Genomic DNA, 26531 nt, shown 5'->3' with positions numbered 1-26531 from the left:
ACCAGACCTCTCCGTGCTTTGATCGCAGTGGCAAGCCCGTCGTCAGCCGCAACAGCCAAGCCCCTGCCCTTTACTTTGCGCCAACCGTCTCTCGAAACTCACATGACCCTGATTGCGAGTTCCAACCAATCGGGTCGGGCACGTGAACAGGGTAGTTTTTGCAGTGGGGCTGATGGCATTCATTCCGCCCTGCTCACTATCAGCGCAGGGGGTTCCAACGTTTGATCATAGCGTGAATGAGCAGCAGATAGCCAAGGTCACCGCCCTTGTTGAGGATCTGCAAGTTCAGCGAAGTAGCCTGACCACTCGCCAGTCGCTCGCTGATGTACAGTTGGAACAACTCTCCACACTGGAAGAGATGACTGCTGCAATGACGGGTCTAGGGTACAATGTCACCGCGCTGGAAACAGACACAGCAATTGGCGCGAATGTGATCTATCCCTCGATCGATACCAGCCCAATGGATGCACGTTTACTTGGTGACGCGCGGCAAACTGTGGAAGTGATGATTGCACAAGTGGCGCAGGAATATGCGAGCAATGCAGCAGCGGCGGGCCTGTCGCCAACACAGTTTCGGTGCCTGTTTCAGGCTCTCATAAAGCAGGAAAGTCGCTTTAACGTGGCCATATCCAGCCCCGTTGGGGCTTACGGTCTCACCCAGCTTATGCCTGGCACAGCAAGTGACATGGGCGTGGATCGTACTGTTCCCATGGAAAACCTCCGAGGTGGCGCGAAATACATCACCATCCAACTGCGTCGCTTCGGAAACATCCCGCACGCCCTCGCCGCCTACAATGCTGGGCCTGGTCGGGTGCTTGAATATGGCGGTGTACCGCCTTTTGTTGAAACTCAAGGCTACGTGCGCAATGTCACCAAATACTACAATGAATACCTATCCGTTGTGGGCGGCGTAGCAGCCCTTGGCACGCTCTCGCCAAGTGACATGACACTGGCCGAATACAGCAACACAGCAGATGCCAGCATTTATTACGGTGCCGACAGCCATGCGACCACTCAGCAGGTGATAGCCCGCCTGAGCGCCATCATTCACCAGATTGATGAGCAACCAAACGCCAAGGCCGCAATTGAACTCAACACATATGCCCGCGCGGAGATTGCCCGCATCCTAACACTGCGCACCCGGCTTATGGCCGCAAACCAGGTTCGAGAAGGGGCTTTCGCTCAGCACCTCGTCGCCGATCGCCTTGCTGAGCATGATTTCAAACAAATGGGAGTTTCCCAATGAGTACAGTGTTTCAAAGAGGGCTGAGAAGGTTCACCGCCGAAAACCCCATTCTAGCGCCAGCCAAAGTCAGAAACATGGGTTTCAACATAAGGAGGGAACGCACTAAGCGCATGCTTCTTGCAGGAGCAATTTCCTTTTGCACGATGGCCTCTGGCGCTCATGCCCAGGGTGTTCCCACGATCGACGGCACTCAGCTTGGGCAATTGCTAGCCCAGCTGGAGCACATGGCAAATGACCTGAATGTTCAACTCGAACAAGTCGCCACTATGCGACAGGAGTTAGAAACTCAGATCTCACAACTGACCAACTTGGAAGATCAACTGGTCTCTTTAGTTGAGGGCAACGGATTGGGTCAGCTGTTGGCAACCATCGATGATTTTGAACGCTTAAAAGGCATCATCGAGCAGCCCATTGCTGCCCTTGATCAGATCAAAGCAGGGAACTTTACTGGGGCGTTTCGGGAGGGATCAGCTGCCGCCAGTCGGATAGGCAGCGTTCTTGGGGACGCCGGGTTTACCAGCGAACGGCTTGCCTCCCTCTCCAGCTCTGCCAAACCAAGTGATAGCAACCTGGCAACACAGGCTGGCGCCAGTGCCATGTTGTCCGTGGCTGCTGAGGAATCCCATGCTGAAGCTGGGCAAAGCTTAGAACGCATTCAAACAATGGTTGGTCATATCGATGATCAGGACGGGTTAAAATCCGCCGTAGACCTAAACACCCGGGTGACGGCTGAGCTTGGCATCATCCTGACGCAGATTTGGCGGCTTGAGGCTGCGGCCGGCGTCAGTGCCGGGCAACTTGGCGTGGTGGACGCGGCAACACTAGCCGAAGAACGCCGGTTCCGGACCATGGCGGTGGAACAATGATGGGTACGCGAGCTCTTGTGCTAGGCGGCGCGGCTTTAACTGTAGGTCTTGGGGTTGTTTCAGTGCTCGTTCTTGACCGAGGCGAAACTCCCATTCCCTCGTCATCTTCCGAACTTGCCATAGCCAATGGCCCCATCCTGTCCGGGCCATCGCAGGCTCAACTAGACTTCCAGACAATGGCGGTTGAGTACGAACAGCCTGATTGCAGACCACCCCGGCCTCCAAAGGAACTTGCTCAGCTTGCGCTGACGCGAAATGGTTATGCCGCTATTCTAGAGATTCTGGCGATGCGACTGTGGAAAAAGACCGGATCTTGCGAATGCTTCTATGAGAAAATCACTTGGGATGGCGTTCTGGCAGCGGCTCCAGAATTTGAGCGCACAGATGGTGTAAACCTTCGGTTCGATGTACCTAAACTCCGGGTGGAAGCGGATCTACTAGCAGCCCAAAGATCTCAGGTGTGTCCTGAATAATGGGCGTGATCACCGATATTCTTTCTGTCGTCGATAACGCTGTTGAAGGCGTTTCTGAAGCGGGATTTTCCCAAATCGCCGGAACAGTGGGAGGCGTGATCAGCGCCGGTTCTACCCTTTTGGTCGTGCTGCTGGGCATTAACATCGTCGCCCAAATTCGGCCCATGAGCTTTAGCAGCTTCTTCGCCTTTGGCATAAAGATCGCCCTCGTTGGAATATTTGCCCAGTCCTGGCCGAACTTTCAGGTGGTCTACACCATCATAACTCAGGTCCCGGACAGCATCGGATCCGCCATCATCTCCCTGACCGGGGTGACATCCACCGGCGGCCTCTATGACGCTCTGGATTCGATGGTGTCTCAGGTCACTGAATACGGCGATACAATCGGCGACAGCGCCGGCTGGGTATTTGGCGCAGTTCTCGGTGTTGTTGTCTGGGTGATCGCAGCCATTTTTGCAGCCGTGTCAGCGGGCATCATAGCTTATGCAAAGATCATTCTAACCCTGATGGTAGTCGTCGCACCCGTTGCGATGCTGTGCTCCCTGTTCAAACCCACCATGTCGATATTTGAAGCCTGGTCCCGCTCGATCATTGGCTATGCATTTATGCCCATTGCCGCAGCGGGTGCTGCTGGCATTGTCATCGCGATCGCTGGCGAAATCGCCGGCACCACGCCTGATCCAGACGGAGTGGACACGCTCAACCTGATCTTCCCATTTATCGTCGTCTTGTTCCTGGCAGCAGGCATCATGCTCGCAGTTCCATCCATCGCGATGGGGTTAAGCGGAACAATTGGCATTGCTTCAAATGCCGCTGGTTTAAATGGCCTCGCCAAACGCGGCGTAGTTCGTTCTGGCCAAATCGGTCGCAGGGCAATGGGTGAAACTGGGACTTACGTATCAAAGGCAATCGAAACGACCCAAGCCAGGATGAACGCACCAGCTTCGAACGCCACCTCCTCACCTCCGCCCAGATCCAGTCCAGCGGCTCGGCTCGCTCAAACGCAATCTCTCAGGCCAAACAAGTAATTCGGGCCAAACGATTAAGAAAATCAGGGGTGCTTTTGACGACCCCTCAGAAGGATTTCTACGTGACCACTGCAAAAGACATTTTTGAAACCGATCTCATCCTCGGCCCGCGCCGCCGAGAGCGCATGGCCTACATGGTTGCGGGCATCGGTGTTGTAATAGGGCTGACGGGTTTCCTCGGCGCCCTGTCACTCCTGCCGTTAAAAACCACTCAAACCCACGTGGTTGTCGTCGATAAGTCCAGCGGCCAGCTGGACCGGGTTGCCGCCGTTCAAGACATGACACTGGATGAGAATGACGCCGTCATACAGGCGCACCTGGTGGCTTACGTCGATCAACGCGAGACCTATGATCTTTCTGACAGCGAACAGCGCATCAATGCAGTGTTGGGTCGATCCGATGCGGACGCAGCGCGAACGCTCAAAAACCTGTGGAACTCAGCTGCTGAGGATTATCCCATCTCTGTCTACGGGCCCGAGGCCAAAATTGACGTGGTCATCAAGTCGGTGAACCAGCTGAACGCCGGGGTAGCGCAGGTCCGATTCACCAAAACCCTGCGCAAGCCGAGGGACGATCGTCGGGTCACCCGAGGCTATGTCGCCACCATCGCCTATGAGTTCCGACCAGACACCAAACAACTGCTGCAGGAAGTTTGGGGCAATCCCCTTGGCTTTGTTGTGACCTCCTACCGCATCGATGCAGAAACCCTGGAGAACTGACATGGCTAACCCCTATTTTGAGCCCAGACATTTGATCTGGAGGACAACCCTAGCCCTCTTGTTCTTTGCAAACTTAACCTCACCTGCCCTTGCGGCCGGAACGCCCACTGCAGGCATCCGCGATATTCGCATTCGCAACGCCGTCTATGATCCAGAGCAGGTGTTTATCATCGAGACGGATCTTCGCTTCTCGACCACCATTCACTTTGGCCGGGGAGAACGCTTTGAGGCCGTGATAGCTGGTGATACCGAGAGTTTTGAAATCACCCCCATCACGGATCTGGGCAATGTGATTTCAATCAAGCCGCACGTCTCGCGCGCCGTCACAAACATGACGGTGATCACCAACCGGCGCACCTATTCTTTTGAATTGCGCGAGGGCCATATCAAAGGTCCTACGGGGCGATTTTATGAGGTGCGCTTTCGCTATCCAGAAGAGGCGCGTCGTACCGCGGCGCGCAACTCTCCCAAAGGGTTCCAGCCGCCAAAGAACCATGCCTACAAGATAGCGGGAGACGGAGATTTCCAACCCACCTCCATCTACGACGATGGACGCTATACCTATTTCCTGTTTCCCGAAGGCCTGCGCCAGCCAGCGATATTCAAAGCAGATGCTCAGGGGCGAGAGCGAACAGTCAATTGGACCCAACAGGGCAATACAGTTCGCGTGCTCGGGGTAAACGACTACTGGACGCTGCGCATTGATGACACCGCTCTCTGTATCGCCCGCGATGCCACCACCATCTACGTGAGGAATTAGATCGTGACGCAACCAAACCTAGAGGCCCGCTTGGCCGCAATGGCAGACCAAACCCAGGGAAAGCCTCGACGCAACATAGGCCTACCGGCAATTGGAGCTGGTCTTGCTCTCGCGGGTGCTTTTGGCGCCTATCTTCTAGCTGCTGGTCTGCAAGATGACCAGAACGCTCCCCTCAACACCTCCAAAGTGGAAGATTTCCAACGTGGACAGGCTCATGATAGTCGACTCAGGTTCGAAACACCGCAACCGGAACAGCAGGTTGAAGAGGCCATCATTCGGATCGAAGAAGTGCTGACAGCCCCTGCCCCGCAAGCCACTGTTGCGCCCCAGAACAGTGATGTTGTCACTGAGCTGGCCGCCATGCGTCGGGCCCTGGCAGAAAACAGCGCCGACAGAGACAAGGCAATTAGTCAGGCCGTCGCAGAGCTGACAGAAGCTTTTGAAGATCGGGCTGCTGATCTGGAAGACAACGCCAGGCAGGCTGAAATGAAGCTAGCCGCGCTACAGTCCACCGCCGCCGCGAAAGAAAGTTCCTTGCAAACCCTACTTGAGGCGGAGCGGATGCAACGCGAGGCGCTGGAAAGTGAACTGGCTCGTGGAGAAGCCCTGGCGCTGAATGCGCAATTAGCAGAACAGGCTGCAAGGGATGCAGCCGAACTGGTAAAAGCACAGATTGAAGCTCCAGCGGTGATTTTTGCAAGTAGCCAATCCGGTCCGACAACAGGCAACAACTCTTCTGTAAATGGCTCTGACGGGCGTAAACTATCCGACAACGAGGCCTTTCTGCAGTCCGCGCCAGCTCTGATTGTTCAGCAAGCAGAACAAATGATGGATCCAGATCGCACCCTGGCGCAAGGATCCGTTGTTCAGGCCGCTCTGCAGGTTGCCATCAACAGCGACTTGCCCGGCAATGTCATCGCCGTGGTCTCAGAACCCGTCCCCTCTTTTGCAGGCAACAACATCCTGATCCCCCGCGGCTCTCGCTTGTTTGGCTCCTACAACGCTGGTATCGACGCGGGTCAAAAACGCATCCTTATTGCCTGGAGCCGAATTCTAACACCAGATGGGCATTCCATGCAGATCTCAGCAGTCGGTGGCGACAGGCTTGGGCGCTCCGGCGTGAGCGGCTTTGTTGATACCAAGTTTGGCGAGCGGTTTGGTGGCGCGGCGCTAATATCTGTGATTGGTGCGGCGCCCTCAATTGCCGCATCCCGCTTTGAGAGTAAAACCACCTCCGACACACTGGTCTCCATCGCCGAGGATCTTGAGGACGCAACCGGCACGGTGATTGCAGAACAGTTGTCGCGTAAACCAACCATCTACATTGATCAGGGCAATAGCGTCACCGTGCTGGTGGACCGCGATGTGGTGATCTGGTGACCAAGGCGCAGGCCTCCGTCCAGACAAGCTATGTCGATGCCTATCTGGAACCTTTCGCAAAATGGCTCACAGATCCTGGTATCTCTGAATTTGTGATTAACCCTGACGGTCAGGTTTGGATTGAACGCGCAGGCGCGACCCATATGGTCTCTGCCGGGATCCTCAAGGTCGAGCCTGCTAACGCCATTGATATTGCCCAGGCAATTGTTGGTGATGCAAAGGCCAAGGTCTCCAAGTCCCGTCCGCTTGTATCAGGCAAGATCGACTACTGTGGCCGACCGCTTCGCATTCAGGTGGCCATAGCACCTGCTATAGAACAGGGCGCATCGCTCTCAATCCGCCTGTTTTCCACGCAAGGCATTCCTGGCTTTAAGGCTGAATACCTGTTTGGCGAGGCGGTCTCGCTGGAGACCAGGCGGCGCGAGAAAATGGCGGAGGTCCGCAAACTTGCTGAAGCGGATCTCAACGCTGCCCTTCAGCGCCTGATTGAACTGCGGCTCAACATCCTAATCAGCGGTGGCACATCTACGGGCAAGACAACCTTTGCCCGCCACCTGCTTGGCTTTGTGAACCGCGGAGAACGCATGATTACCATTGAAGATGCTTTTGAGCTGTTTCCGCCGCAGCCCAATTCCGTTGGTCTGTTGTCTGAGCGTGATAAGGACACGCCTCGGTCCACCGAGGCTCTACTGGCCGCGTCCTTGCGGATGCGCCCGGACCGCATCATAGTTGGCGAGTTGCGCGGGCGCGAGGCACTCACCTATCTAGAGGCCATCAATACGGGGCATGGCGGGTCGATTTCCACGCTCCATGCTGAGACAGCCAAGTTGGCCATCGACAGGTTAGCGATCATGGTTCTGCAGGCAGGAACGCCGCTGACATGTGCTGAAGTGAAAGATTACATCGCCCGCTCGATAGATGTCATTGTTCAGCTCGGACGAAACGATGGACGGCGTGGGGTTACTGAGCTGTATTTTCCAGGTGATGGAGTTGGACTAAGGAAACGATGCACCTCTCGGTAGCGGATGCGCGTGTCCTCAATCTGCTGGTAATATCGGAAGAGTTCCTTCAGAGGGCTGGAGAAATCCTTGTGTGCTGCGAGTACCGCGATAAGAGCGCCGAGGCTGATGCGATCCTCTATAACGAAATATCCACCTAAGGAGTAGAAAAGGAAAGGGGTTAGAGCTGTCATGAAGTTATTCAGCGCTTTGGCTAGAAACTTAATTTTGTGGATGCGCCGACGGACCCGCTCAAGCTCACGAAGTGAGCCTGCGGTGTTAAGTATGTCGGCGGTTTGATCTTGGTCTAGGGCCAGCTGCGCGGCTAAACAGCGGGCAAGGTTGCGCATTTCGCGGATGCGCTCTCGATTTAACTGGTTAACAATACGTTGAAGATATGGCAGCAGGCACAACTGCAGCGGCAAAAAGGTCAAAGCTGCAGCACCAAGGATTGGATCCTGTAGGAACATAAAAAGAAGAATTGTAAGAAGAGTGCCGCCCTGAGTGATCGGCAACGCCACCAAGTCAGCGGCAAACCCACCGATCGGTTCCACTTCCTGTCCTAGAACTTGGGCAACTTCGCTTTTGCGTAAGGGGCCGAGATGGCGCCTCCAGTCGCGGTATATCATCAGCCGAAGCCTTCTAAGTGCACGTTCAGCCAATCTTCCTTTGTGGACGTTTAGAGTATATTTTCCAACTCCATTCAAGGAAATGGCGACCAGATAGATGCCGCTGAATATGCCCAGAAGCTGATACTGCGTCAGAGAGTTGCCGAACACTTCCACTTCCGTGTCTGGCATCTCCAGGACTTTATTCACAATCTGCTTTGGCATCTCCAGAGAAAGGTACAGAAGAGGCATGAGCGACAGGCTCAGCAGCAGGAGGCCTGCCTGCTGGCGTCGCGTAGTTCTAAGGATTTGTGAAAACAGGTTTCTATCTAGGCCAGAAATCTCCGAATATAAATCATCTCTCTTATTGATCGACTGAAATTGCAACAGGCTTCTTAACTTCCTGAATACTACCGTTAAGATGGTGATTGCAAAAATTGTTGGTGCCAAAACTAGGATTAGATGCATTAACGGATGCACCCAATCGGGCGCCGCGCTGTCGTAGTCAGCTCCTAACCACGTCGCCATTCTATGAGCCAGAGAGTGGAATTCAAAATCATTGGTTGAAATCATAAAAATCTCGCTCGCGTTGAAAATATCGCGGGAACTTTAAAATTTCCGCGATATTTCTATCCAGTGTAGAGAAGTGGAAACAACTCTATTTTACTGACACTTTCGCATACATGCCGGATTCGTAATGGCCGGGGATCAAGCAGGCAACTTCAAAGATACCGCTATTGTTGAAGATCCAGATGATTTCCCCGCTCTTGCCTGGGGCTAGGCTGATGGAATTAGGAGTATTGTGCACCTCTATTCGTGTCGCCATAATTTCTTTGTGCATTGCGTTCCGACCTGGTGTGTCCAGGATAAACTCGTGGTCCAGTTCCCCGCTATTTCTGACTAAAAACCGAATGGCTTCCCCCTGTTTGAAATCCATGGCTGACGGAGTGTAAATCATCTTACCGTCGTCGGTCTCTGTCATTGTCACTTTTACAGTACGTACTGTTTGACTGTGAATGCCTGGCATACCAACTGCCATTTGCTCTCCGTGACTTTCATTGCCGCTATGGTCGGAATTGGCGGCTGACGTTTCTGCTATCACAGCCGCTCCGGAGGCGGCTATCAGTGCGGTGGTGAGGAACATTTTTTTCATTGTTGTTGCCATGTTTAAATTAGGAAAGTCCGAGCCTTTTTGCTGGCCTATCTTGGTCAGTGACCTGACCAAGATAGGCCTGATTGAATATGGCCTGGTGTTTCAAAACATAAGGCGGGTTCCGAAGACGACTGAGAATACACCATTGTCTTCACCGCTGGCGCGCAGTAGATCTGCAGTACCGCCAAAGGCCTCTTCGTAGTTGAATCCTATGTATGGTGAGACAGCCCTATCGATCAGATCGTAGCTCAACCGGAGTCCGGCTTCGATCGTGACACCGCCAGCAGCCAGACCGTAAGCTGGATCATCCTGCAGTGGGACTGTCAACTCCAGATTCGGGGTAAGGACTAGACGGTTGGTCAGCATCGCCTCATATTCGCCTTCAAAGCGGAAGGATGAGTGCTCTGACAGGTATAAATCAGCATCGATTTCGAACCATTGCGGCGCCAACCCCTTAACCCCCAGTACGGCATTGTACCGGTTTGGCAGGCTGTCTGGCGTGCTGGCCTGTACGCCAACTACCGCATCGAAAAAAGTGGAGACTGGGAATTGTAGTCGAAGTTGGTTCTCTAGAGCCTCGAGTTCACCCGAATCTTGAACTCTTTCTCCCTCGCTGCGCCAAACCAGTTTGAGTTCATCTGTTCCGATCTGGGCATCGAAATCCCAAACAATGGAGCCTATGCCGTCGCTCTCTCTGTATTCCAACTGTTCAGCCTGGAAGCCATAAATCAGTTGTTCTGCGGCTGCGGGGACGGACCAGACCGTCAACACACCGACTGCTACGGTTACCGTTTTTCGTGCAATATTCATGCCAACATCTCTTTTGGATAGTTTGATCATGCTGGGCCGCCTTCAATGATCACTTTGCGGAACATGCCCGCATCGGCGTGATAGGAAAGGTGGCAGTGGAAGGCCCACTGGCCAGTCACATCCACTTCAGTCTCCGTGTAGACAGTGGTGCCCGGTGCAATGCTGACTGTGTGCTTGATCGGATCCAGACGACCTTTTCCGGTGTCCAAGATCGACCACATACCGTGCAAGTGCATTGGGTGGGACATCATGGTCTCATTGACAAATTTAAACCTGACCCGCTCACCGTATTTCAGTCTCAGCGGCTCTGCTTCAGACAGTTTCCTACCATTGATCGACCAAATGTAGCGCTCCATGTTACCAGTCAGGCGTAACTCGATCTCCCGCGTCGCAGGTCGTTCTCTATATAGCGGTTTTCGAGCGCGAAGGTCGTCATAGGAAAGAAATTTTCCACCATTTGCCGCGCTGGGAATAAGACCGCTGCCTGCGGCGTAGAAACCTTCCTGCGCATCACCGGCCATTGCCATTTGATGGCCACCATGATTCATTCCGGCCATCGAGTTACCATTGGTGGAACTGGCACCATCCATATCGTGCTGGCTGTGGTCCATTCCAGCCATCGGTTCTGCTTCAACAGGGGGGGCCATTTGGTGCTGACTGTGATCCATGCCCGGCATCATGATCACGCTGTCTGGCATCTCGGTTTCGTTTCGCATGACATGACCTTCCATGCCCATGTCACCCATCATACCTGCCATGTCAGCCATCGTCAGGCGAGGTTTAGTACGCATCTCAGGAATAGGGCCTGCCAAGCCTTCACGCGGTGCCAGTGTACCGCGCACCATGGCAGTGCGACCCATGGATTCCGCAACAATGCTATAGGCGCGATTTTCTTTCGGCTGCACGATTACATCATAGGTCTCTGCAACTGCAATGCGCAGCTCGTCCACGGTGACCGGCTTCACATCATTGCCGTCAGCCTGTATGACAGTCATCTTCAATCCTGGTATCCGTACATCGAAATAGGCCATTGCCGACGAGTTGATTAACCGCAGCCGGACCTTCTCTCCTGCCACAAACAGACCAGTCCAGTTCTGTGCGGTGCTCTGGCCGTTGATCATTGGTGTAAAACCTTGAACGTCTTCGATATCGGTAGGCATCATCCGCATACGACCCCACATCTTGCGGTCTTCCAGAGCGGCCTTCAGACCCATGCTGCCAGAATCTTCAATTAAATCCTGCAGCGTGCGTTGGGAACGGTTATAGTAGTCGGCCGACATCTTAAGGTTGCGCATAATTCGCTTGCCGCGGTGAGGATGGGTATCTGTCAACTGCACCACATAATCGCGATCTGCACGCGCCGTTTCACGGCGCTTTGGTTCAATGACGATGGCTCCATATGCTCCATCAGGCTCTTGGAAGCCGGAATGACTATGAAACCAATAAGTTCCAGCTTGCACAATTGGGAATTTGTAGGTGAACGTTTCTCCCGGCTTGATGCCATCAAAACTGATGTCCGGCACTCCATCCTGGTCAAACGGCAAGATCAGTCCGTGCCAATGAATGGAAGTGTCTTGACGCAGGTTGTTCGTCACATTCAGTGTGACCTCCTCGCCTTCCTTGAAGCGAAGGATGCTCGGTGTTTGACTGCTATTATAGCCAACACCCGATTTTCGAAAGCCTCCAGCATTGATCTGGATCTTGTCCACGCTGATGTCGTAGACTTCGGCCTGGGCCGTAACGGCCGTGGACAAAGCAAGGGTCGCGCCGAGAATAGCCGAGCGCAGGGATACGATGGGTGGCATCGTGGCTCCTTTTGTAGTTTCAAAGGTGAATTTGTTTTGCTTAAGGACTCATGTAACTCGACGAGAGTCTTTAAGTGCCTGAAAATTGGGCGATTAGGCCCGGACACTGCACCGTCGCGCCGCCAAGAGCAGGTGACTATAGTTTGGGAGGCGGCAGATTTGCCGTGGGAGTGGAGGAGGCATCAGCTGGGCTACCACGAGTAAAAACAGCCCTGGTGGACCGTCCGGCAGAACCAGCTTTCAGCCGACGTAGAAGCACGGCTGGCGCTTCACATGAGCCGAATTTATGGCAGTGGCCTTCATCTACTTGCAACTGAGCATCGTGTCGCTCAATTTCAAACACAGCGCGCGTCTCTGCATGGGAAAAAGCTTTACCTCCAATCGGCGCAGCTAATGCGGAAAATGCCAGCAAAAGGGCCAATACCAAAATCTTCCAGTTTTCACCTATAACATCGTGCACTTGTACGGCTCCCGTAGTTCTCACCGTGATGATTACAAACCAGGCCTTTTCAACTCAAGGATACACTTTGATACATTTTGCTGCTCACTTGGCACGAACATTTCAAAAGGCTTGAACAATCGTCCTGAGGGTGAGCGTCCCCTTTCCCCAGACCGATTTAGTCTACTGCCTCTGTGACAGGTATGCCAAGAGCGGTGTAGCGATTGAGGACGGCGATGCGGATTTGGATTTCAGCGACCTGTCTTTCGAAGTCACGCGCCGTGAGAGATTGGCTCAGAAATTTCATACAATGCATTTCTGTTTCGACGCGGCTTCGGCGGTGGTATCAGCTCCAGCGTCACCAAAGGGTACGACCCAGATATCGTTGTCCATTGACCGCATCGTTACGGGCAATTGCTCCGGCGCTCGTCGACTTCTAGGGCTTTTCATTCTTGCGAGGTGGGATCACTGCATGCGCATCTCGTGCGGCAATCGCTTCGTGGCATTTGCACGTGTCATATGCTCCGCCTGCGGTGACACTGCCGATGTCTTGATCAACAGGGATTTGGTTCAGAAGTTCTGGCAACACGGCAGCATTCCCGATGTTGCTGCTGGTGACCTCGACGGCCCGTACCTCCAGCGTTTCTTCGTAGATGCCTATGTGTATCTTACGCCAGAGGCGGCGCTTGGGACCACCATGCTTGCGGGCGTTCCACTCGCCTTCACCTGCTTATGCCTTCAGCTATCACGCTGGATTCATACAGTGAATCCCTTCAACCGATTTGTGCAATAAAGCCACTGCAAGGCGGGAAACTCTTCACCCATCAACTTCCAGAGTCAAGTTCACCTTGGAAACCTACAAGAGGTAAAAGGCATCTGACCCTGGAGCGATGAAAAGAAACCTATTGTTTCATTATTTCGGTTACGATGTATTTTCCGCTGACATGCTCCACCATAAAGTGAATTTTATTACCTTTGCGAAGGCCTTTTAACATTGACGGATTCGCAACGCCGTATCCCATTTCCATCGCTGGCATGTTAACACTTTCCATTGGTCCGTGATCTATCGTCACTACATTCGATTTTCGATCAAGGTTAGTGATTGTTCCCATTGCCATATCGTGATTTCCGCCCGCAAAAGCGGTTGTTGCTGCAACGACTAAAGCCGCAGCTAGTGAGAGAAACTTCATTCTATAATTACTCCTTGGATTTCTAGGGTTCATTGTCTAGATCTCTTTTCAACTGTCGGCCCAGGGATATGACTCTACTTCTTGCGTGGGTATTTATTGTTCACAATTTTGCCAGATGACACTTTCATGATTTTGAGATAAACACGCAATGTGCGTAATTCGAGCCCCTGATTGCCACTCATAAACAGAATAAGCTCTTCGCTAGCCATTTCTCTTATCCCTATATTACGTAGCCCTGAGTCGACTGAAGTGTCGATCCGCCGTCGATTGAGCCAACAATCCTGATTAAGTCAATAGTGTCAGGCTGGCTGCAATTGTATCAAAATGTAACGTTTACACTGACAGGATCAGTGTGTACCCCCGGGGCTGATGGTGCGAAAGTCAAACCGTTCGCCCTGCAATTTTTCGAAAACCTAGCCCATATAGCATATCCAGTCTCTATGGTAAAAATGAACTCCTAGATGAAAAAACAGAGGTGAACCAATTTTCTGGTTTTGCTTCTATATCTCCTGTCAAGCTCAGCTCGCTGCGCCACCGAGGAGTGAAAACATAGGAAGGAAAATCTAACATGACACGCCCATCCAACCCTTCACATGCCTCCCGACCTCCCTCTTTTTGGCGATCCCGCGCCGGCATCTACCTGATGGTAGCTCTTACGGTGGGCGGCCTGCTCTTGGGTTATGAACACCGGATGCACCTTCTGGGTAGTGGGTTGCTGGTCTGGTTGCCCTTACTACTATGCGTCGGCATGCACTTCTTCATGCATGGAGGCCACGGCGGGCACGGTAAGGGAGACGACAAGTAATGGCCGATGCAGGTGCTTCCTATGGACTTTGGCTATTGGTATTTATCAACTCGGCGGTATTCATCATTTTCGCCTTCAGTTTCTTCAAACCGCAAACAAAACGCGATTGGCGCAGTTTCGGAGCCTTCAGCGCCTTCGTCGTCGCGCTCTTTACCGAGATGTATGGGTTCCCGTTAACTATCTTCTTCCTTTCCGGTTGGCTGCAATCGATCTGGCCGGAGGTTGATTGGTTTGCCCACGACAGCGGGCATCTCCCCGAAATGATGTTCGGCTGGCAGTCAAACCCGCATTTTGGGCCTTTCCACCTTTTAAGCTTCGTTTTCCTTGGTGGGGGATTCTGGCTGATTTCTGTTGCCTGGCACCATCTGTGGGCAGCGCAACGACAAGGTAAACTGGCTGTTACAGGCCCCTATGCCAGGATCAGGCATCCGCAATATGTCGGGTTCATCCTGATCTTGCTTGGATTTTTAGTACAGTGGCCGACACTTCTGACGCTGGCGATGTTTCCGGTACTTGCCTGGATGTACGTTCGCCTCGCCCGTGGCGAAGAAGCCGATAGCCGCGCGCGTTTCGGCCAAGCATATGCCCGCTACGCCAAGTCTGTTCCGGCCTTCGTCCCTAGCTTTAGAAAAGCTGGGGATCGAGAAAACTCGGGAACGACCTGAAGCAATGCAGCCTATTCATGAACAAACCGGGCGCGCTCTGACCGAGCGCCTGAAGTTTAGATCGGACCGTTAGTTCCTAGCACCAGAGGCAGGTAAGGACATCAAAAATGCAGCATGATCACCAAAGCACTGTGTACAAGGAAGGCTCGATCAGTCTTGGCGGCGCTGTTGCCATGGGTACCGGCGTCATGATCGGCGCGGGCATATTTGCCCTGACGGGGCAGATTGCCCAACTGGCCGGGCCACTATTCCCGCTCGCCTTTATCGTGGGCGCAGTCGTGACCAGTTTCAGTGCCTACAGCTATATCAAGATGTCAAATGCCTGGCCTTCTTCCGGTGGCATCGCAATGATCCTGCAGAAATGCTACGGGTCTGGCGCATTAGCAGCAGGGGCTGCGCTCCTTATGGCGCTCAGTATGGTGATTGCCGAAAGTTTGGTGGCGCGCACATTTGCCACTTACGTGCTACGGCCTTTTGACATCACTGGAGGACCGTTGGTGCCTATTTTGGCGGTTGCAGTCATCGTCTTTGCCTTTTTGGTCAACATTGCCGGAAACCGATCTGTCGGGTTGTTTTCTCTGATCATGGCCGCCATCAAGATCGGTGGCATCGCCTTGTTCGGCATCGCCGCACTTTGGTCCAGCGGATTTCAGTTTTCTGCCGCTTCGGCGAGCGTCCGAGCCTCTGGGATCACCGGCTTCATAGCGTCGGTCGCTCTAGCAATCCTCGCCTTCAAGGGGTTCACCACGATCACCAATAGTGGTGGCGAGATCACCGATCCCAACCGCAACGTGGGTCGCACAATCATGATCTCAATTGCGATCTGCGTGGTGGTCTATCTGCTTGTAGCTTTCGGCGTGAGCGCAAGCCTGACAATCGACGAGATCATCGCTGCACGTGACTATTCACTCGCGCAGGCAGCAGAGCCCGCACTCGGGCAGATTGGTTTTTTTCTGACGGTGTTGCTGGCCGCTGTAGCTACGGCATCCGGCGTTTTGGCCAGCGTGTTTGCAGTGTCGCGAATGCTAACGATGCTGACGAACATGAAGATGATCCCGCACAGTCACTTTGGAATGACCGGACCCATCCAGCGGCATATGCTGGTCTATACGGTCGTGATCGCTTCGGCGCTGGCAGTGTTTTTTGACCTCGGAAGGATCGCTTCTCTTGGCGCATTCTTCTATCTGATAATGGATATGATCGTTCACTGGGGCGTTTACCGGTTCCGGCGGAAAGAGATCGGGGCAGCACCGGCAATTATGCTACTTGCGCTCGTGTTTGATGCTGTGGTGCTTGCCGCATTCACCGCGATGAAACTGCAAAGCGATCCTGCTATTGTGCTCTATGCAGCTCTTGGTATTGTCTCGGTCTTTGCTGTAGAATGGGTTTATCTGTCGAGCTGGACAGCGCCGCAGGAACATCCCGGTCGCTGATCATGTGCAATCGTGGCCTTAAGTTTTCCAAATTGGACGGCTCCGTGTTTGATTAAAATGTCAATGCTCTAGGTCATGTTGGCATAAGGGATTCACACGGGTGGCAATGTCGAAAGTTCCCACCGTTCAGATCAACAGGAATTCTATCATCTTCTGAGCTACAAGGACGATGTTGATCTAGAAGCGAAGTTGGACAAATGGGAGCGCTTTTACAACTTCGTCAGACCACAACGGCGCTCACAACGGGCAGATCCATTGCGAAGCTTTCAGAAACAAGCTGCACTACCCCACCCGAGTGTCCCGCTGGTCTGTCCAGGGTACAGGTTTCGCTGAGGTCGTGACCCAGGCGGGTGTCAGAAGTTGAGACAGCAGAGTGACAGAGTCCATGCCGGACAGTAGAGGGCGAAAGGGGATCATTTTTGAAATTTCTTTTCGGTCAAAGGCAGGGATCGCCACTGAGACCTTCGAGAATGGGGCAATCCGGGCGATGATCCCCCGCGCATTCCTTGGACAGGTGGGTCAGGGTCTCATGCATGGCTTGCAGATCGATGATCTTCGCTTCGATCTCTTCCAAATGCTTGTTTGTTATTTCTTTCACCTCTGCACTGGCGCGGGTTTCATCCTCGTAGAGCGCCAGCAAGTTGCGGCAATCACCAATGGTGAACCCCAAGGCACGGGCGCGGCTGAGAAAGATCAGCTTGTGCAGGTCAGTTTCGCGAAAGACGCGATAGTCGTTCGTGTCACGCAGTGGTTTGACCAGGCCGATATCCTCGTAGTAGCGGATGGTTTTGGCGCGCAGACCGGTGCGCTTGGATACTTCGCCGATGTTCAGATTCATGTCGCCTCCTCGCTTATCCGGCTAGTGCCGGGTTCAGGGTCTCGGTTTCTTGCATCGGGATGGGTGCTTTGTCGTTCAGCACCGGCTTAACCCAACGCAAACGCAGTGCATTTGTTAGCACGAACACGCTGGACAGAGCCATCGCCCCGGCTGCCAGAACTGGCGACAGGAGCAGCCCGAAGGCCGGGTACAAAACGCCTGCAGCCACAGGGATCAGCAACGTGTTGTAGCTGAAGGCCCAGAACAGGTTCTGCCGGATGTTACGCATGGTGCGCGTCGAAATGTCGAAGGCGTTGACCACGCCGGTCAACTCGCCGGACATCAAAACAACATCTGCCGCTTCGATGGCAACATCGGTTCCGGTGCCGATAGCAATGCCCACATCCGCAGTGGCCAGCGCAGGGGCGTCATTGATGCCATCGCCGACAAAAGCCAGTTTGCCACGCGTGCGTAAATCTTCCAGTGCGGCGACTTTTCCCTCGGGCAGGACCTCGGCCACAACGATATCAATGCCCAATTCTGCGGCGATGGCTTCAGCCGTCCCTTGATTGTCACCGGTAATCATGGCCACGCTCAACCCCAGATCATGCAATGCAGATATGGCTGCTGGAGTTGCTGGTTTGACCGGATCCGCCACGGCAATCGCCGCCGCAATCTGCCCGTCGATTGCTGCATAGAGCGGGGTTCGCCCCTTGCGGCCCAATTCGTCGCCGATCTGGGCAAGTTTGCCCATGTCGATCCCCTCGCGCTGCATAAACCGGTCAGCTCCGACAAGAATGCGGTGACCGCCAACGGTCGCCTCGACGCCGTATCCGGTGATCGACGTAAAGGCTGTGACCTCGGCGCCATCCAACCCTCTTTGGGTGGCGGCACGCGTGATGGCTTCGGCAATGGGGTGTTCAGACTGGGCCTCGATGGCGGCAACCAGTCGCAGCACCTCATCGCTGTCAAACCCATCCGCCGCGATCAGGTCGGTCAGCTCGGGACGGCCCTGGGTCAGAGTGCCCGTCTTGTCCAATGCGACCACCCGCGCTTCCTGTAGCATTTGAAGCGCATCACCTTTGCGGAAGAGAACCCCCATTTCGGCCGCCCGACCGGTGCCGACCATGATCGATGTAGGCGTTGCCAAACCCATCGCGCAAGGGCAGGCGATGATCAAAACGGCGACACCTGCAATCAGCGCAAAGCTCAGTGCGGGGTCAGGTCCAAAGATCAGCCAAGTCAGAACGGTTAAGGTGGCAACCGCCATGACCGCAGGGACGAACCAGGCGGTAATCCGGTCTACCAAACCCTGGATCGGAAGCTTGGCACCTTGAGCCTGCTCAACCATCTGGATAATTTGCGCCAACATCGTGTCAGCACCAACCTTGGTTGCCTGGAAGATCAATGCGCCTGTGCCATTCACCGTTGCACCGACGATCTCAGCCCCAGTGGATTTCTCAACTGGGACGGGCTCGCCGGTGATCATGCTTTCATCGACATAGGAACGGCCGCTGATCACTTTGCCATCAACGGCGATTTTCTCGCCAGGACGCACGTGGATCAAGTCACCCACGATGATCTCCTCGATCGCCAGTTCGACAACTTCGCCCTCCCGTTCCACCCGCGCGACCTTTGCCTGCAACCCGACAAGCTTGCGGATTGCCTCGCCTGTACGTCCCTTGGCGCGTGCTTCCAGAAAGCGACCCAGTAGGATTAGAACGACAATTACAGCCGCTGCCTCATAGTAGACATTGGCAGTGCCTGCCGGCAGAACTCCCGGCGTAAAGGTGGAAATCAGTGAAAACCCGTAGGCCGCTGAAGTGCCAAGCGCGACAAGCGAGTTCATGTCCGGCGCGCCCTTGAACAGCAGCGGAAACCCCTTTGTGTAGAAGCGCAGACCAGGGCCGAACAGAACGATTGTGGTCAGGAGAAATTGCAAAAACCGGCTGTTTTGCAGGCCGACGCTTTCTTCGATCCACATATGCATGGCCGGAAACAAATGACCGCCCATCTCGATCACAAAAACCGGTAGGGCCAGAATTGCGGCGACCAAGGTAAGTTGCCCAAGTCGCGCGATCTCTGCCGCCTTGCGGTCCTGTTTGCTGAGGTCTTCTCCAGCTTTGAGCTTGGCAGGGTATCCAAGTTCGGTGGAAATCCTGGCCAAGTCCGCCGGCGTAGTCGCCCCGGTAGCGTAGCGTATGGTCGCGGTCTCCGCAGCCAAGTTTACCTGCGCATCAATTACGCCGTCACTGGCCGTCAATTTGCGCTCAACCCGGCCAACGCAGCTGGCACAGGTCATGCCTTCGACGTCCAAAGTGATTTCGCTGGTCGTGGCTGGATAGCCCGCTTCACCCAACGTGTCGATCAACCCTGCAAGGTTGGCGGGGGCGGCAAAGCTGACCCGGGCTGTTTCATTCGCCAGGTTGACCGCGGCATCGGACACGCCGGGAATGCCGGCAAGCGTTCTTTCAACACGGCCGACACAGGACGCACAAGTCATGCCTTCGACCGACAATGTAAGCGTTCGTTTCTCTGACATGACACTCTCCGCGATTCGTGGTTCCAAATATGGTTTGGGGGGTTCCAGTGTGGGTAGGGTCAAGCCTTGAATATCACGTTTTCTTGATGCTTGACCTTACCCTGTGGGAACCCCCAATCCCTTCATTGAACGAAAAAACGGAGACTACCATGAGCAAGTTCAATGTACCCGATATGAGCTGCGGTCATTGCAAGGCTGCTATCGAAAAGGCCGTTGGTGCCGCCGACGGAGATGCGGTTCTGAATTTCGATCTGGAAGCGCGCACCGTCGAAGTCACAAGCAGACTGGGCGACGCCGAGCTGACAAAAATCCTGGAAAAGGAAGGTTACCCCAGCACGATCGCTGCCTAGGTCAATGCACCATCTTGCCGGCAGCCATGCCAAGGTGATGTGCCTGATGGTGGCCCCCTACAGCCATCAACCCAAAGAAGCCCAAGGCGCGAATGACATCGACTTCGTCGGATGAGGTCACTGTCCATGTGACCTCATTCCTGCCAATCTCGGCTTCACTGGACCAGCCCGTCTCTATTGCCAGAACTGGAGCATGTGCTGGAACCATGCGCCGAACGGCTTCACCACCTGGCCCGGTCAACCCGACACGGAACATCACGCCATGTGGGACCTGTTCGACAGAAGCCTCAGCATGCATGATCAGGTCGTCCATATCAATTAAATGCTGACGCAGACCGGCGATATCCACGCGACTCCAATTCGTGTCCGGATCCGCTCGCAGCAAGGCTACAATCTCGGCGATGGATGCAAACGCCCCCTGCCCCGGCTCCTTTGGCACGGCCATATTTTGTCCGCTGGCACCGTGATCGTGGCTGTTGTGTTGTGCCGTGGCTGTGGAACTGGCCAGTAAAACTATGAGTACAAGTCGGATCATGGGTGGCTCCTGTTCGGTCGCGAGACTCCAATCTGGCGCCTGATCCTCTTCTGACATATGATCGAGATCATAATGTCACATCTGATGTCTCTGCCCTCTCCATTCAATCGTCTCCCGAAATGCGGTCAGGCGCGGCGTCAGCTTGAGGCTGATGAGTACTTGTTTCGCCAAGGAGACCCGACACGTGCGATGTACTTTCTTGAACAGGGCGCAATCAGCCTGATCCGCCACACAAAAGATGGGCAGAAAGTGACGATGTTTCAGGCCAACGCAGGCGATACCCTGGCAGAACCGGCGTTGTTTTCGGACCGCTTTCATTGCGACGCGACGGCCCAAGCACGTTGTTTGGTCCTCTGCCTGGACAAGACCGAGGTGCTGGAATTCATGACGAAAGACCCGAGTTTTGCCGCAGCTCTTGTTCAACGCATGGCAAGCCAAATTCAGGCCTATCGTCGCCGACTGGAATTGTTGGCCGTCCGCCCTGCCAGGGATCGGGTTCTGGCCGGTCTGGCGGATGGCTGGCTCACCGGGTCGATCATTGAATTCGCAAGCGAGCTGGGCCTGACCCACGAGGCCGTATACCGAGCCCTGTCAACCTTGGTGCGGGAAGGCCAGGTTGCGCGCACCGCTCGAGGTTCATATCGCGTGAACGGCGCCGATCAGGCCGCATTGTAGTGGGCGAAGATCTCGGTTGTGCCATCATTTCGGATCAAGAAGACCGAATAGGCGTCACGTTCGCTCGCGGGACCCATGCCCGGTGATCCCCATGGCATGCCTGGCACAGACAGACCAATGGCGTCGGGCCTCTCGCTCAACAGGCGGTGGATGTCGGCCGGCGGCACATGGCCTTCGATGACATAACCGTCCACATGTGCGGTGTGGCACGATGCCATGTCTTCGCTGACCCCGCTTTGGGCTTTCAAACGCATCAAGTCGTCATACGTGGCTTCGCGAATGTCCATTTCGTATCCAGCATCAGCCATGATGTCGATCCACGCGCCACAGCACCCGCAATTCGGATCCTTGACCACTTGAACCAGCGGTGGCGTGGCGGCCAAGGCGGGCACTGTCATTCCGAACCCGGAGGCCCCTAGGCCACACAACAAAAGGCGGCGGTTGATAGTCAGGTTGGTCATTGTGTTTCCTTTCAGGCCAGATTGCCCAGTGGTGTTCAATTTCGGATTTATCTTATCGTTCTCGCGGTGTCAGATCCTGACAAAGGTCAAGCAAGGGGAGCTTACGATCCGCCCTGCATCTGTTCCCCTTCAGTCCGCACCTCTTGGGTTTCGCGCATACGGTCTGGCCAGGTGGACTTTATGAAGGCCAAAATGTCCCAGATCTCCTGGTCGCTCAATTGCTCTCCAAACCCGGGCATGCCACTGTTGAAATTCGTCACACCGCTTGCCTCCAGGGCCGCCTGCCCGCCCAACTTGGTATAATCGAACAACAAGGCATCTCCATGATGCCAGGTATGGCCGGTCCGATCATGCGGCGGAGCTGGAAGTGTTCCGTCGTCCTTTGGGCTGCGCCAATCGGGTTCCCCTTCCAGCTGTGCCCCATGGCACGAGGCACAGTTTTCCGCGTATAGCAACGCACCGGCCTCAGAATCAGACTGCTCCGGCTGCTTCGGTGGTCCTGCATTTGCTTGGTCCATGCTCAGAAATACTGCGGCACCCGAAAGGCTCAGTATGGCGGCGATGGCAGCAATCAGAATTTTGGGGCGGGACATCTTTGCACTCCATGGCATGATTGTTCAGGGGTCTGTATTTCGGTCATGATACGTCAATCCAGGTTGCCATGCCGTCTGCACTGTGACTGAGCATGTGACAGTGGAACAGCCAGCGCCCCGGATTGTCGAAGACACAAACTATTTCGCGCGTTTCCCCCGACGCGACCAAGAGTGTGTCACGCAGAGGGCCAAACGTCCCATTTTCCGAGATTTCACGGAAATGGTGGCCATGCAGATGAATGCCGTGGGCAAACCCGGTCGGGTTTAACAAAACGATCCGGGCTGTTTCCCCTTGCCGGAACTGGCCAAACGGTTTGTTGGGAAGGCCAGAAACTCCATTGAACGCCCAGGTGCCAAAGCCGCCGTGGTTCCGATCCCCTTCCCCGCCCCTCATCAAGAGCTCAAGCGTCTGGGTGATTTGGCCGGGCTCAGATAGCCCATGCATCGGCAACGCAGTTACGGGGCTACGGTCCGGTGCTGGGTTCTTGCCGGACAAAGCTATGCTTGCGATCGGATTGCGCGTGTTCCCTTCTGTCAAGTTGAAGGTGATTTCAGATGTTGCAAATCCAATGATATCGACACGCTGTGCAGGTGCCATGATCAGGTGCTGCAATTGCGTCGGGGACTCCAGCGGCATGCCATCCAAGGCGACCACAGAGCCATCTATGCCGTCAAGATCGAGACGAAAGACTCTGTCGATGGCCGCATTGACCAAACGCAATCGAACGCGATCTCCTTGTCGAACGGATTTTTGGCTGAGAAAAACCCGCATAAGATTGCCCAAGCGACCTTTGCGCGAAAAATCATCCATGACCCCGAAATCTGTGTCAAACATCCCGTCAGATGTAGTTCTGAAATCCGCCAACATTGCCGTGATATCGTGATCCACATTGGGTGGATCACGCTCTTCTACGATCAAGGGGCCAAACAACCCGCGGGCAACCTGCTCATAGGACAGGTAGTGCGAGTGATACCAGAACGTGCCAGCATCAGGCAGTTCGAAATTATAGTCGTAGTGCGCGCCCGGTGGCACAACCTCTTGGGTTAATATTGACACCCCATCCATTCGGTTGGGAACACGGACCCCGTGCCAATGCACCAGCGCTCCGTCTTGCAACCCGTTTTCCAGGCGAACATCCAGCTGATCGCCCTGTCGAAATCGCAGCTCGGGACCGGGGATTGAGCCATTGAATCCGAGTAGACCAGGCATTTCCCTATTATGACCGGGCCATTGAACAGCAACCGGTGCGGGACGCAGCGTTTGTATGGGTTTCTTGGCCAAGGCGGGCCTTGGCACTAGTGTTCCGGCTATTGCACCCAGGAGTATTTGGCGGCGGGAGAGCCTCATTGCCCCGCGACCAGTTCCAGGTTCTCAATTGAAGCAAGGATGCGCCCGCCCGTATCGTCACTATCGGCCGAAACTCCAATCCCGACGAGAATACTCTTCTCAGCCCCAAAGGCAGTGTGAAAGTCCGCCTCAAGATCAACCTCTTCTATATGGCGACCGACGCCGCTGGGTCGAAGCACGCGGGTGATCATCCGCGGATGGTAAGGGCTTTTCAGAAAACTGCCTGAATTGTGGTTGCCCCCCCAGACATAAATCAACGCATGTGTTTTCTGGTTACGCAGCAATCGGCGTGCCGAATTATGGCTCAGATTGTGCGCCGTTTCAGCGTCTGTGAACACGAAGTAGACCGCCAGGTTTCTGTCGTCACCGCCTTTGCGCCGCAGATCGGTCACCACGACACCCTCACGCACCTCCCAGGTCCACCTGGCACCGTCAGCGTTGCGCAGGCTGGGCTCAAGCGCCCGCCAGACAAGTGATACCGTGCCGTCAGAAGTCACATCCAGCTTTGGGCCCAGGAAATGGTATTCGTTCGACCAAAGGCGGAGAAAACCCTGTTCTTTCCAGCTGCCGTCAAACAGCAATGGCCCAGCAATTGCGGGACCCAATGTGGCCGCATACAGGAATACGGCCACGAACAGGCGGCGGGAGGGGGTCATTCTGCGGCTTTTCTCGCCGCCTCGACAACTTCCACCAGTTCAGGTTGTTCCACAAACCCTGGCACCAGTTCCTCACCGACAACGAAAGATGGGGTGCCGTTGAAACCAAGCGACTGCGCAAGGTTCATGGAGGTCACCAGATGTTCTTGGATTTCAGGTACTTCCATGTCTCGGCGCAAACGGTCAACATCCAGCCCAACTTCGGCCGCGACGCGCATGACACTTGCCTCTTCAGCACGACCATTCATACTCATCAACGCCCAATGGAAAGCCTCGTATTTCCCCTGTTCACGTGCTGCCAAAGCAGCTTTGGCGGCGAATACAGACCCTTCCCCCAGAATTGGCCATTCGCGATAGACCAGACGCACATCTGGGTCGTCATCAAGCAAGCCTTGCACCACGTCCATGGCACGGCGGCAATAGGGGCAGTTGTAGTCGAAGAACTCCACCACCGTCACATCCCCTTCGAGATTGCCCAGTACCGGTGCATTCGGGTCCAGTTCCAGTAGATTGCGCTGGTTGGTCAGCACGTCGGCGCGGGCCACATCTGCTGCGGCGGCCTGTTGCTGTTCCAATATGGCGACGGCCTCCATAACGATGCCAGGGTTTTCACGGATCGTCTCAAGCACCAGTTCCTTGACCCGATCCTCATCCAACCCGTCCGCCCAGGCTCCGATTGGCGCTGCCAGGCTGATGGCCAAGGCGAATAACCCGCTTTTCAATTTCATGTTCTTTTCTCCGTTTTAATCCTGTTCACGTCACATCAATCCATGTCGCCATGCCCGAGGCCGTGTGGGCCAACATATGGCAATGGAAAATCCACTTGCCGGGTTCGCCGGCGACAAAGGCAATCTCTCGTGTTTCATCCCCGAAAACCAAAAGCGTATCTCTGAGAGGTCCAAGCTCACCGCTATTCAGGACTTCGCGAAAGTGCATTCCGTGCAGGTGCATTGCGTGGGGAAAGACCGTGTCATTTCGTATGCTGACTCGCGCGGTTTCGCCTGATGACAGTTGCGCGAGTGGGGTGTCGGTCATGCCGACGACGCCATTGAACGACCAGAACTGGTTGGCGGCGGCCAACTCACGAAAGCTCATTTCCTCACCGCCCAGCCTCGCTTTTTGAAGGTTGCCCATGGCGCCGCCTTCCATCCTGAGGTCGAACCGACGTGCCGCATCCACCCCGGGAACGGACATGTTCGGATTGGGCGGCAGCGGTTCCGGTGTTTCACGCAGCTTGATCGAGTCCCCAGCAGGTCCAACCGGAAAGGCGGCTTGTGAATACCCTTCGTCGTCGTCGATACGCACCAAGTGGGCAACTTCGCCTGCTGCGGCTGTAACATCGACGAACAGGTCAACCCGCTGACCGGGAGCCAACAATAAGTTGCCGTCAACCTTCTCCGGCACCTCCAGGGGCATACCGTCATAAGCCATGACCCAGCCCTCGAACCCCGACAAAGCGAGCTGGAAAACTCGTGCGTTGGCTGCATTTATCAGGCGCAACCGCAAGCGCTCGTTCGGCTTGACCGGCAGTTCCGTTTCCGCGGTCCCATTCGTCGCAATGTAGTTCCCGCGACGCCCGGCATGACTTCGGTCATGCGGCGCTTCGAACTCGGGTGCCAACTGCGCCGTTTCCGGGTTCAGCAGCCAATCGTCAAGGATCAGCAGTTCCTCCCGGTCAACGTCAACCGGGTCAGCTTCTTCAACGATCACAGCCCCATAAAGCCCACGTGCGACCTGTTCCATGGAGCGATTGTGAGCGTGATACCAATAGGTACCGGCATCGTGCGCGGTAAAGTCATAGTCGAATGTCCCGCCTGGCGGCACAGCATCCTGGGTCAGTCCGGCCACACCATCCATTGCGTTGTCGATGCGAATTCCGTGCCAATGAACCGAACTGGCCTGTGGGAGGTCGTTCACAAAGCGCCGCATTATGCGGTCGCCTTGTTTCACCCGGATCAATGTGCCCGGCATTTGCCCGTCGTAGCCCCAAATACGTGTCTGCGGATAGTCGGGTGGGGCGAGTTGAACGTCTGCAACGCTGGCGGCTAAAGAAATGGGAGTGGCCGTGGCCGCGCGAATTGTTCCTGGGATCAATGTTCCAAGCCCCAAGGTAGCCCCCAGGCGCAATATGTCTCGTCGGGTCTGTTTCATTCCGTGTCCTTTTGCGGAGGGGGCC

The 26531-nt window shown here is 54.8% G+C and carries 28 protein-coding genes and 2 pseudogenes; 14 read left to right on the top strand and 16 right to left on the bottom strand.

Annotation, left to right across the window (positions count from 1 at the left end):
• Nucleotides 1-172: 172 nt before the first annotated feature.
• From QZ268_RS14085 to QZ268_RS14050, 8 genes are all read left to right on the top strand, one after another.
• Entirely contained in the window at nt 173-1246 is a 1074-nt protein-coding gene (locus tag QZ268_RS14085) for a lytic transglycosylase domain-containing protein (RefSeq protein ID WP_295453822.1), read from the top strand.
• A 110-nt stretch (nt 1247-1356) separates the two neighbouring features.
• Complete coding sequence (locus QZ268_RS14080) at nt 1357-2112, top strand: type IV secretion system protein (protein WP_295453857.1); 756 nt, start codon at nt 1357-1359, stop codon at nt 2110-2112.
• Complete coding sequence (locus tag QZ268_RS14075) at nt 2109-2585, top strand: hypothetical protein (protein WP_295453819.1); 477 nt, start codon at nt 2109-2111, stop codon at nt 2583-2585. Before QZ268_RS14080 ends, QZ268_RS14075 begins: the two co-directional genes overlap by 4 nt.
• The gene (locus QZ268_RS14070) at nt 2585-3613 is read left to right on the top strand and encodes a type IV secretion system protein (RefSeq protein ID WP_295453817.1); all 1029 of its coding nucleotides are present in this window, start codon (nt 2585-2587) and stop codon (nt 3611-3613) included. The genes QZ268_RS14075 and QZ268_RS14070 overlap by 1 nt, the downstream gene beginning before the upstream one ends.
• A gap of 62 nt (nt 3614-3675) precedes the next feature.
• Nucleotides 3676-4332, top strand: a complete 657-nt coding sequence (locus QZ268_RS14065; RefSeq protein ID WP_295453814.1) for a type IV secretion system protein — start codon at nt 3676-3678, stop codon at nt 4330-4332.
• Nucleotide 4333: 1 nt separating this feature from the next.
• Nucleotides 4334-5092, top strand: a complete 759-nt coding sequence (locus QZ268_RS14060) for a TrbG/VirB9 family P-type conjugative transfer protein (protein ID WP_295453812.1) — start codon at nt 4334-4336, stop codon at nt 5090-5092.
• 3 nt (nt 5093-5095) lie between these two features.
• Nucleotides 5096-6472 (top strand): TrbI/VirB10 family protein, encoded by a 1377-nt coding sequence (locus QZ268_RS14055; protein ID WP_295453809.1) that lies wholly within the window; start codon nt 5096-5098, stop codon nt 6470-6472.
• Entirely contained in the window at nt 6469-7494 is a 1026-nt protein-coding gene (locus tag QZ268_RS14050; RefSeq protein WP_295453806.1) for an ATPase, T2SS/T4P/T4SS family, read from the top strand. Before QZ268_RS14055 ends, QZ268_RS14050 begins: the two co-directional genes overlap by 4 nt.
• Here the strand turns inward: QZ268_RS14050 and QZ268_RS14045 are convergent.
• The 7 genes and pseudogenes from QZ268_RS14045 to QZ268_RS14015 form a co-directional block, all read right to left on the bottom strand.
• Nucleotides 7401-8651 carry an ABC transporter ATP-binding protein gene (locus QZ268_RS14045; protein ID WP_295453804.1) on the bottom strand — a complete coding sequence of 417 codons (1251 nt, stop codon included), beginning with the start codon at nt 8649-8651 and terminating at the stop codon, nt 7401-7403. The two genes, QZ268_RS14050 and QZ268_RS14045, sit on opposite strands and share 94 nt — an antisense overlap.
• Before the next feature lie 85 nt (nt 8652-8736).
• Nucleotides 8737-9231 carry a cupredoxin family protein gene (locus QZ268_RS14040; RefSeq protein ID WP_295453801.1) on the bottom strand — a complete coding sequence of 165 codons (495 nt, stop codon included), beginning with the start codon at nt 9229-9231 and terminating at the stop codon, nt 8737-8739.
• 102 nt (nt 9232-9333) lie between these two features.
• Complete coding sequence (locus QZ268_RS14035; protein ID WP_295453799.1) at nt 9334-10071, bottom strand: copper resistance protein B; 738 nt, start codon at nt 10069-10071, stop codon at nt 9334-9336.
• Complete coding sequence (locus QZ268_RS14030; RefSeq protein WP_295453796.1) at nt 10068-11846, bottom strand: copper resistance system multicopper oxidase; 1779 nt, start codon at nt 11844-11846, stop codon at nt 10068-10070. The genes QZ268_RS14035 and QZ268_RS14030 overlap by 4 nt, the downstream gene beginning before the upstream one ends.
• A 136-nt stretch (nt 11847-11982) precedes the next feature.
• Nucleotides 11983-12306, bottom strand: a complete 324-nt coding sequence (locus QZ268_RS14025; protein WP_295453793.1) for a hypothetical protein — start codon at nt 12304-12306, stop codon at nt 11983-11985.
• A gap of 157 nt (nt 12307-12463) precedes the next feature.
• Nucleotides 12464-13090 (bottom strand): annotated as a pseudogene (locus tag QZ268_RS14020) (IS5 family transposase); the annotation flags it as partial.
• Between the two features lie 97 nt (nt 13091-13187).
• Nucleotides 13188-13475 carry a copper-binding protein gene (locus QZ268_RS14015; RefSeq protein WP_295453790.1) on the bottom strand — a complete coding sequence of 96 codons (288 nt, stop codon included), beginning with the start codon at nt 13473-13475 and terminating at the stop codon, nt 13188-13190.
• A gap of 568 nt (nt 13476-14043) precedes the next feature.
• Between QZ268_RS14015 and QZ268_RS14010 the strand changes: the two genes are divergently transcribed.
• The 4 genes and pseudogenes from QZ268_RS14010 to QZ268_RS13995 form a co-directional block, all read left to right on the top strand.
• Nucleotides 14044-14280, top strand: coding sequence for a DUF2933 domain-containing protein (locus QZ268_RS14010; RefSeq protein WP_365322376.1), 237 nt, complete (start codon nt 14044-14046; stop codon nt 14278-14280).
• Nucleotides 14280-14945: an isoprenylcysteine carboxylmethyltransferase family protein gene (locus QZ268_RS14005; RefSeq protein WP_295453788.1), complete on the top strand. Its 666-nt coding sequence runs from the start codon at nt 14280-14282 to the stop codon at nt 14943-14945. The genes QZ268_RS14010 and QZ268_RS14005 overlap by 1 nt, the downstream gene beginning before the upstream one ends.
• Before the next feature lie 107 nt (nt 14946-15052).
• Nucleotides 15053-16378 (top strand): APC family permease, encoded by a 1326-nt coding sequence (locus QZ268_RS14000; protein ID WP_295453786.1) that lies wholly within the window; start codon nt 15053-15055, stop codon nt 16376-16378.
• A gap of 102 nt (nt 16379-16480) precedes the next feature.
• Nucleotides 16481-16658: pseudogene (locus QZ268_RS13995) on the top strand (IS481 family transposase); the annotation flags it as partial.
• A gap of 156 nt (nt 16659-16814) precedes the next feature.
• Here QZ268_RS13995 and cueR read toward each other — a convergent pair.
• Entirely contained in the window at nt 16815-17210 is a 396-nt protein-coding gene (cueR, locus tag QZ268_RS13990; RefSeq protein WP_295453851.1) for a Cu(I)-responsive transcriptional regulator, read from the bottom strand.
• A gap of 19 nt (nt 17211-17229) precedes the next feature.
• A complete protein-coding gene (locus QZ268_RS13985) occupies nt 17230-19737 on the bottom strand; it encodes a heavy metal translocating P-type ATPase (RefSeq protein WP_295453784.1) in 2508 nt (835 codons plus the stop codon).
• Nucleotides 19738-19886: 149 nt separating this feature from the next.
• Here QZ268_RS13985 and QZ268_RS13980 point away from each other — a divergent pair, with 149 nt between their 5' ends.
• Nucleotides 19887-20087 (top strand): heavy-metal-associated domain-containing protein, encoded by a 201-nt coding sequence (locus tag QZ268_RS13980; RefSeq protein WP_089894325.1) that lies wholly within the window; start codon nt 19887-19889, stop codon nt 20085-20087.
• 1 nt (nt 20088) lies between these two features.
• On the opposite strand, the gene QZ268_RS13975 is transcribed toward QZ268_RS13980, so the two are convergent.
• Nucleotides 20089-20622 carry a hypothetical protein gene (locus QZ268_RS13975; protein WP_243614769.1) on the bottom strand — a complete coding sequence of 178 codons (534 nt, stop codon included), beginning with the start codon at nt 20620-20622 and terminating at the stop codon, nt 20089-20091.
• Nucleotides 20623-20694: 72 nt separating this feature from the next.
• On the opposite strand from QZ268_RS13975, the gene QZ268_RS13970 reads away from it, so the two are divergent.
• Nucleotides 20695-21297 (top strand): Crp/Fnr family transcriptional regulator, encoded by a 603-nt coding sequence (locus QZ268_RS13970; protein ID WP_295453778.1) that lies wholly within the window; start codon nt 20695-20697, stop codon nt 21295-21297.
• Here the strand turns inward: QZ268_RS13970 and QZ268_RS13965 are convergent.
• The 6 genes from QZ268_RS13965 to QZ268_RS13940 all read right to left on the bottom strand — a co-directional run bounded on the left by QZ268_RS13965 (nt 21282) and on the right by QZ268_RS13940 (nt 26506).
• Complete coding sequence (locus tag QZ268_RS13965) at nt 21282-21758, bottom strand: DUF411 domain-containing protein (protein WP_089894319.1); 477 nt, start codon at nt 21756-21758, stop codon at nt 21282-21284. The genes QZ268_RS13970 and QZ268_RS13965 overlap by 16 nt on opposite strands.
• A 101-nt stretch (nt 21759-21859) precedes the next feature.
• Nucleotides 21860-22276, bottom strand: coding sequence for a cytochrome c (locus QZ268_RS13960; protein WP_295453848.1), 417 nt, complete (start codon nt 22274-22276; stop codon nt 21860-21862).
• Nucleotides 22277-22394: 118 nt separating this feature from the next.
• Nucleotides 22395-23561 carry a multicopper oxidase family protein gene (locus tag QZ268_RS13955; protein WP_295453774.1) on the bottom strand — a complete coding sequence of 389 codons (1167 nt, stop codon included), beginning with the start codon at nt 23559-23561 and terminating at the stop codon, nt 22395-22397.
• 134 nt (nt 23562-23695) lie between these two features.
• Complete coding sequence (locus tag QZ268_RS13950; protein WP_295453771.1) at nt 23696-24355, bottom strand: DUF3047 domain-containing protein; 660 nt, start codon at nt 24353-24355, stop codon at nt 23696-23698.
• Nucleotides 24352-25083: a DsbA family protein gene (locus tag QZ268_RS13945; protein WP_295453768.1), complete on the bottom strand. Its 732-nt coding sequence runs from the start codon at nt 25081-25083 to the stop codon at nt 24352-24354. The genes QZ268_RS13950 and QZ268_RS13945 overlap by 4 nt, the downstream gene beginning before the upstream one ends.
• Before the next feature lie 25 nt (nt 25084-25108).
• Nucleotides 25109-26506 carry a multicopper oxidase family protein gene (locus tag QZ268_RS13940; RefSeq protein ID WP_295453765.1) on the bottom strand — a complete coding sequence of 466 codons (1398 nt, stop codon included), beginning with the start codon at nt 26504-26506 and terminating at the stop codon, nt 25109-25111.
• Nucleotides 26507-26531 lie beyond the last annotated feature (25 nt).

Origin of the sequence: uncultured Pseudophaeobacter sp., from assembly GCA_905479575.1 — a bacterium.
Lineage (GTDB): Bacteria > Pseudomonadota > Alphaproteobacteria > Rhodobacterales > Rhodobacteraceae > Pseudophaeobacter.
This window is presented reverse-complemented; position numbering and strand designations above follow the sequence as displayed.

What these genes read in the sequence shown, in the direction of transcription:
- QZ268_RS14040 (WP_295453801.1), bottom strand. Translation starts at nt 9,231, where the DNA reads ATGAAAAAAATGTTCCTCACCACCGCACTGATAGCCGCCTCCGGAGCG.
- QZ268_RS13960 (WP_295453848.1), bottom strand. Translation starts at nt 22,276, where the DNA reads ATGGACCAAGCAAATGCAGGACCACCGAAGCAGCCGGAGCAGTCTGAT.
- QZ268_RS13940 (WP_295453765.1), bottom strand. Translation starts at nt 26,506, where the DNA reads ATGAAACAGACCCGACGAGACATATTGCGCCTGGGGGCTACCTTGGGG.
- QZ268_RS13965 (WP_089894319.1), bottom strand. Translation starts at nt 21,758, where the DNA reads ATGACCAACCTGACTATCAACCGCCGCCTTTTGTTGTGTGGCCTAGGG.
- QZ268_RS13980 (WP_089894325.1), top strand. Translation starts at nt 19,887, where the DNA reads ATGAGCAAGTTCAATGTACCCGATATGAGCTGCGGTCATTGCAAGGCT.
- QZ268_RS14030 (WP_295453796.1), bottom strand. Translation starts at nt 11,846, where the DNA reads ATGCCACCCATCGTATCCCTGCGCTCGGCTATTCTCGGCGCGACCCTT.
- QZ268_RS14035 (WP_295453799.1), bottom strand. Translation starts at nt 10,071, where the DNA reads ATGATCAAACTATCCAAAAGAGATGTTGGCATGAATATTGCACGAAAA.
- QZ268_RS14070 (WP_295453817.1), top strand. Translation starts at nt 2,585, where the DNA reads ATGGGCGTGATCACCGATATTCTTTCTGTCGTCGATAACGCTGTTGAA.
- QZ268_RS13975 (WP_243614769.1), bottom strand. Translation starts at nt 20,622, where the DNA reads ATGATCCGACTTGTACTCATAGTTTTACTGGCCAGTTCCACAGCCACG.
- QZ268_RS14000 (WP_295453786.1), top strand. Translation starts at nt 15,053, where the DNA reads ATGCAGCATGATCACCAAAGCACTGTGTACAAGGAAGGCTCGATCAGT.
- QZ268_RS14085 (WP_295453822.1), top strand. Translation starts at nt 173, where the DNA reads ATGGCATTCATTCCGCCCTGCTCACTATCAGCGCAGGGGGTTCCAACG.
- QZ268_RS14045 (WP_295453804.1), bottom strand. Translation starts at nt 8,651, where the DNA reads ATGATTTCAACCAATGATTTTGAATTCCACTCTCTGGCTCATAGAATG.
- QZ268_RS13955 (WP_295453774.1), bottom strand. Translation starts at nt 23,561, where the DNA reads ATGCCTGGTCTACTCGGATTCAATGGCTCAATCCCCGGTCCCGAGCTG.
- QZ268_RS14075 (WP_295453819.1), top strand. Translation starts at nt 2,109, where the DNA reads ATGATGGGTACGCGAGCTCTTGTGCTAGGCGGCGCGGCTTTAACTGTA.
- QZ268_RS13945 (WP_295453768.1), bottom strand. Translation starts at nt 25,083, where the DNA reads ATGAAATTGAAAAGCGGGTTATTCGCCTTGGCCATCAGCCTGGCAGCG.
- QZ268_RS14010 (WP_365322376.1), top strand. Translation starts at nt 14,044, where the DNA reads ATGACACGCCCATCCAACCCTTCACATGCCTCCCGACCTCCCTCTTTT.
- QZ268_RS14005 (WP_295453788.1), top strand. Translation starts at nt 14,280, where the DNA reads ATGGCCGATGCAGGTGCTTCCTATGGACTTTGGCTATTGGTATTTATC.
- QZ268_RS13985 (WP_295453784.1), bottom strand. Translation starts at nt 19,737, where the DNA reads ATGTCAGAGAAACGAACGCTTACATTGTCGGTCGAAGGCATGACTTGT.
- QZ268_RS14080 (WP_295453857.1), top strand. Translation starts at nt 1,357, where the DNA reads ATGCTTCTTGCAGGAGCAATTTCCTTTTGCACGATGGCCTCTGGCGCT.
- QZ268_RS13950 (WP_295453771.1), bottom strand. Translation starts at nt 24,355, where the DNA reads ATGACCCCCTCCCGCCGCCTGTTCGTGGCCGTATTCCTGTATGCGGCC.
- QZ268_RS14060 (WP_295453812.1), top strand. Translation starts at nt 4,334, where the DNA reads ATGGCTAACCCCTATTTTGAGCCCAGACATTTGATCTGGAGGACAACC.
- QZ268_RS14015 (WP_295453790.1), bottom strand. Translation starts at nt 13,475, where the DNA reads ATGAAGTTTCTCTCACTAGCTGCGGCTTTAGTCGTTGCAGCAACAACC.
- QZ268_RS13970 (WP_295453778.1), top strand. Translation starts at nt 20,695, where the DNA reads ATGTCACATCTGATGTCTCTGCCCTCTCCATTCAATCGTCTCCCGAAA.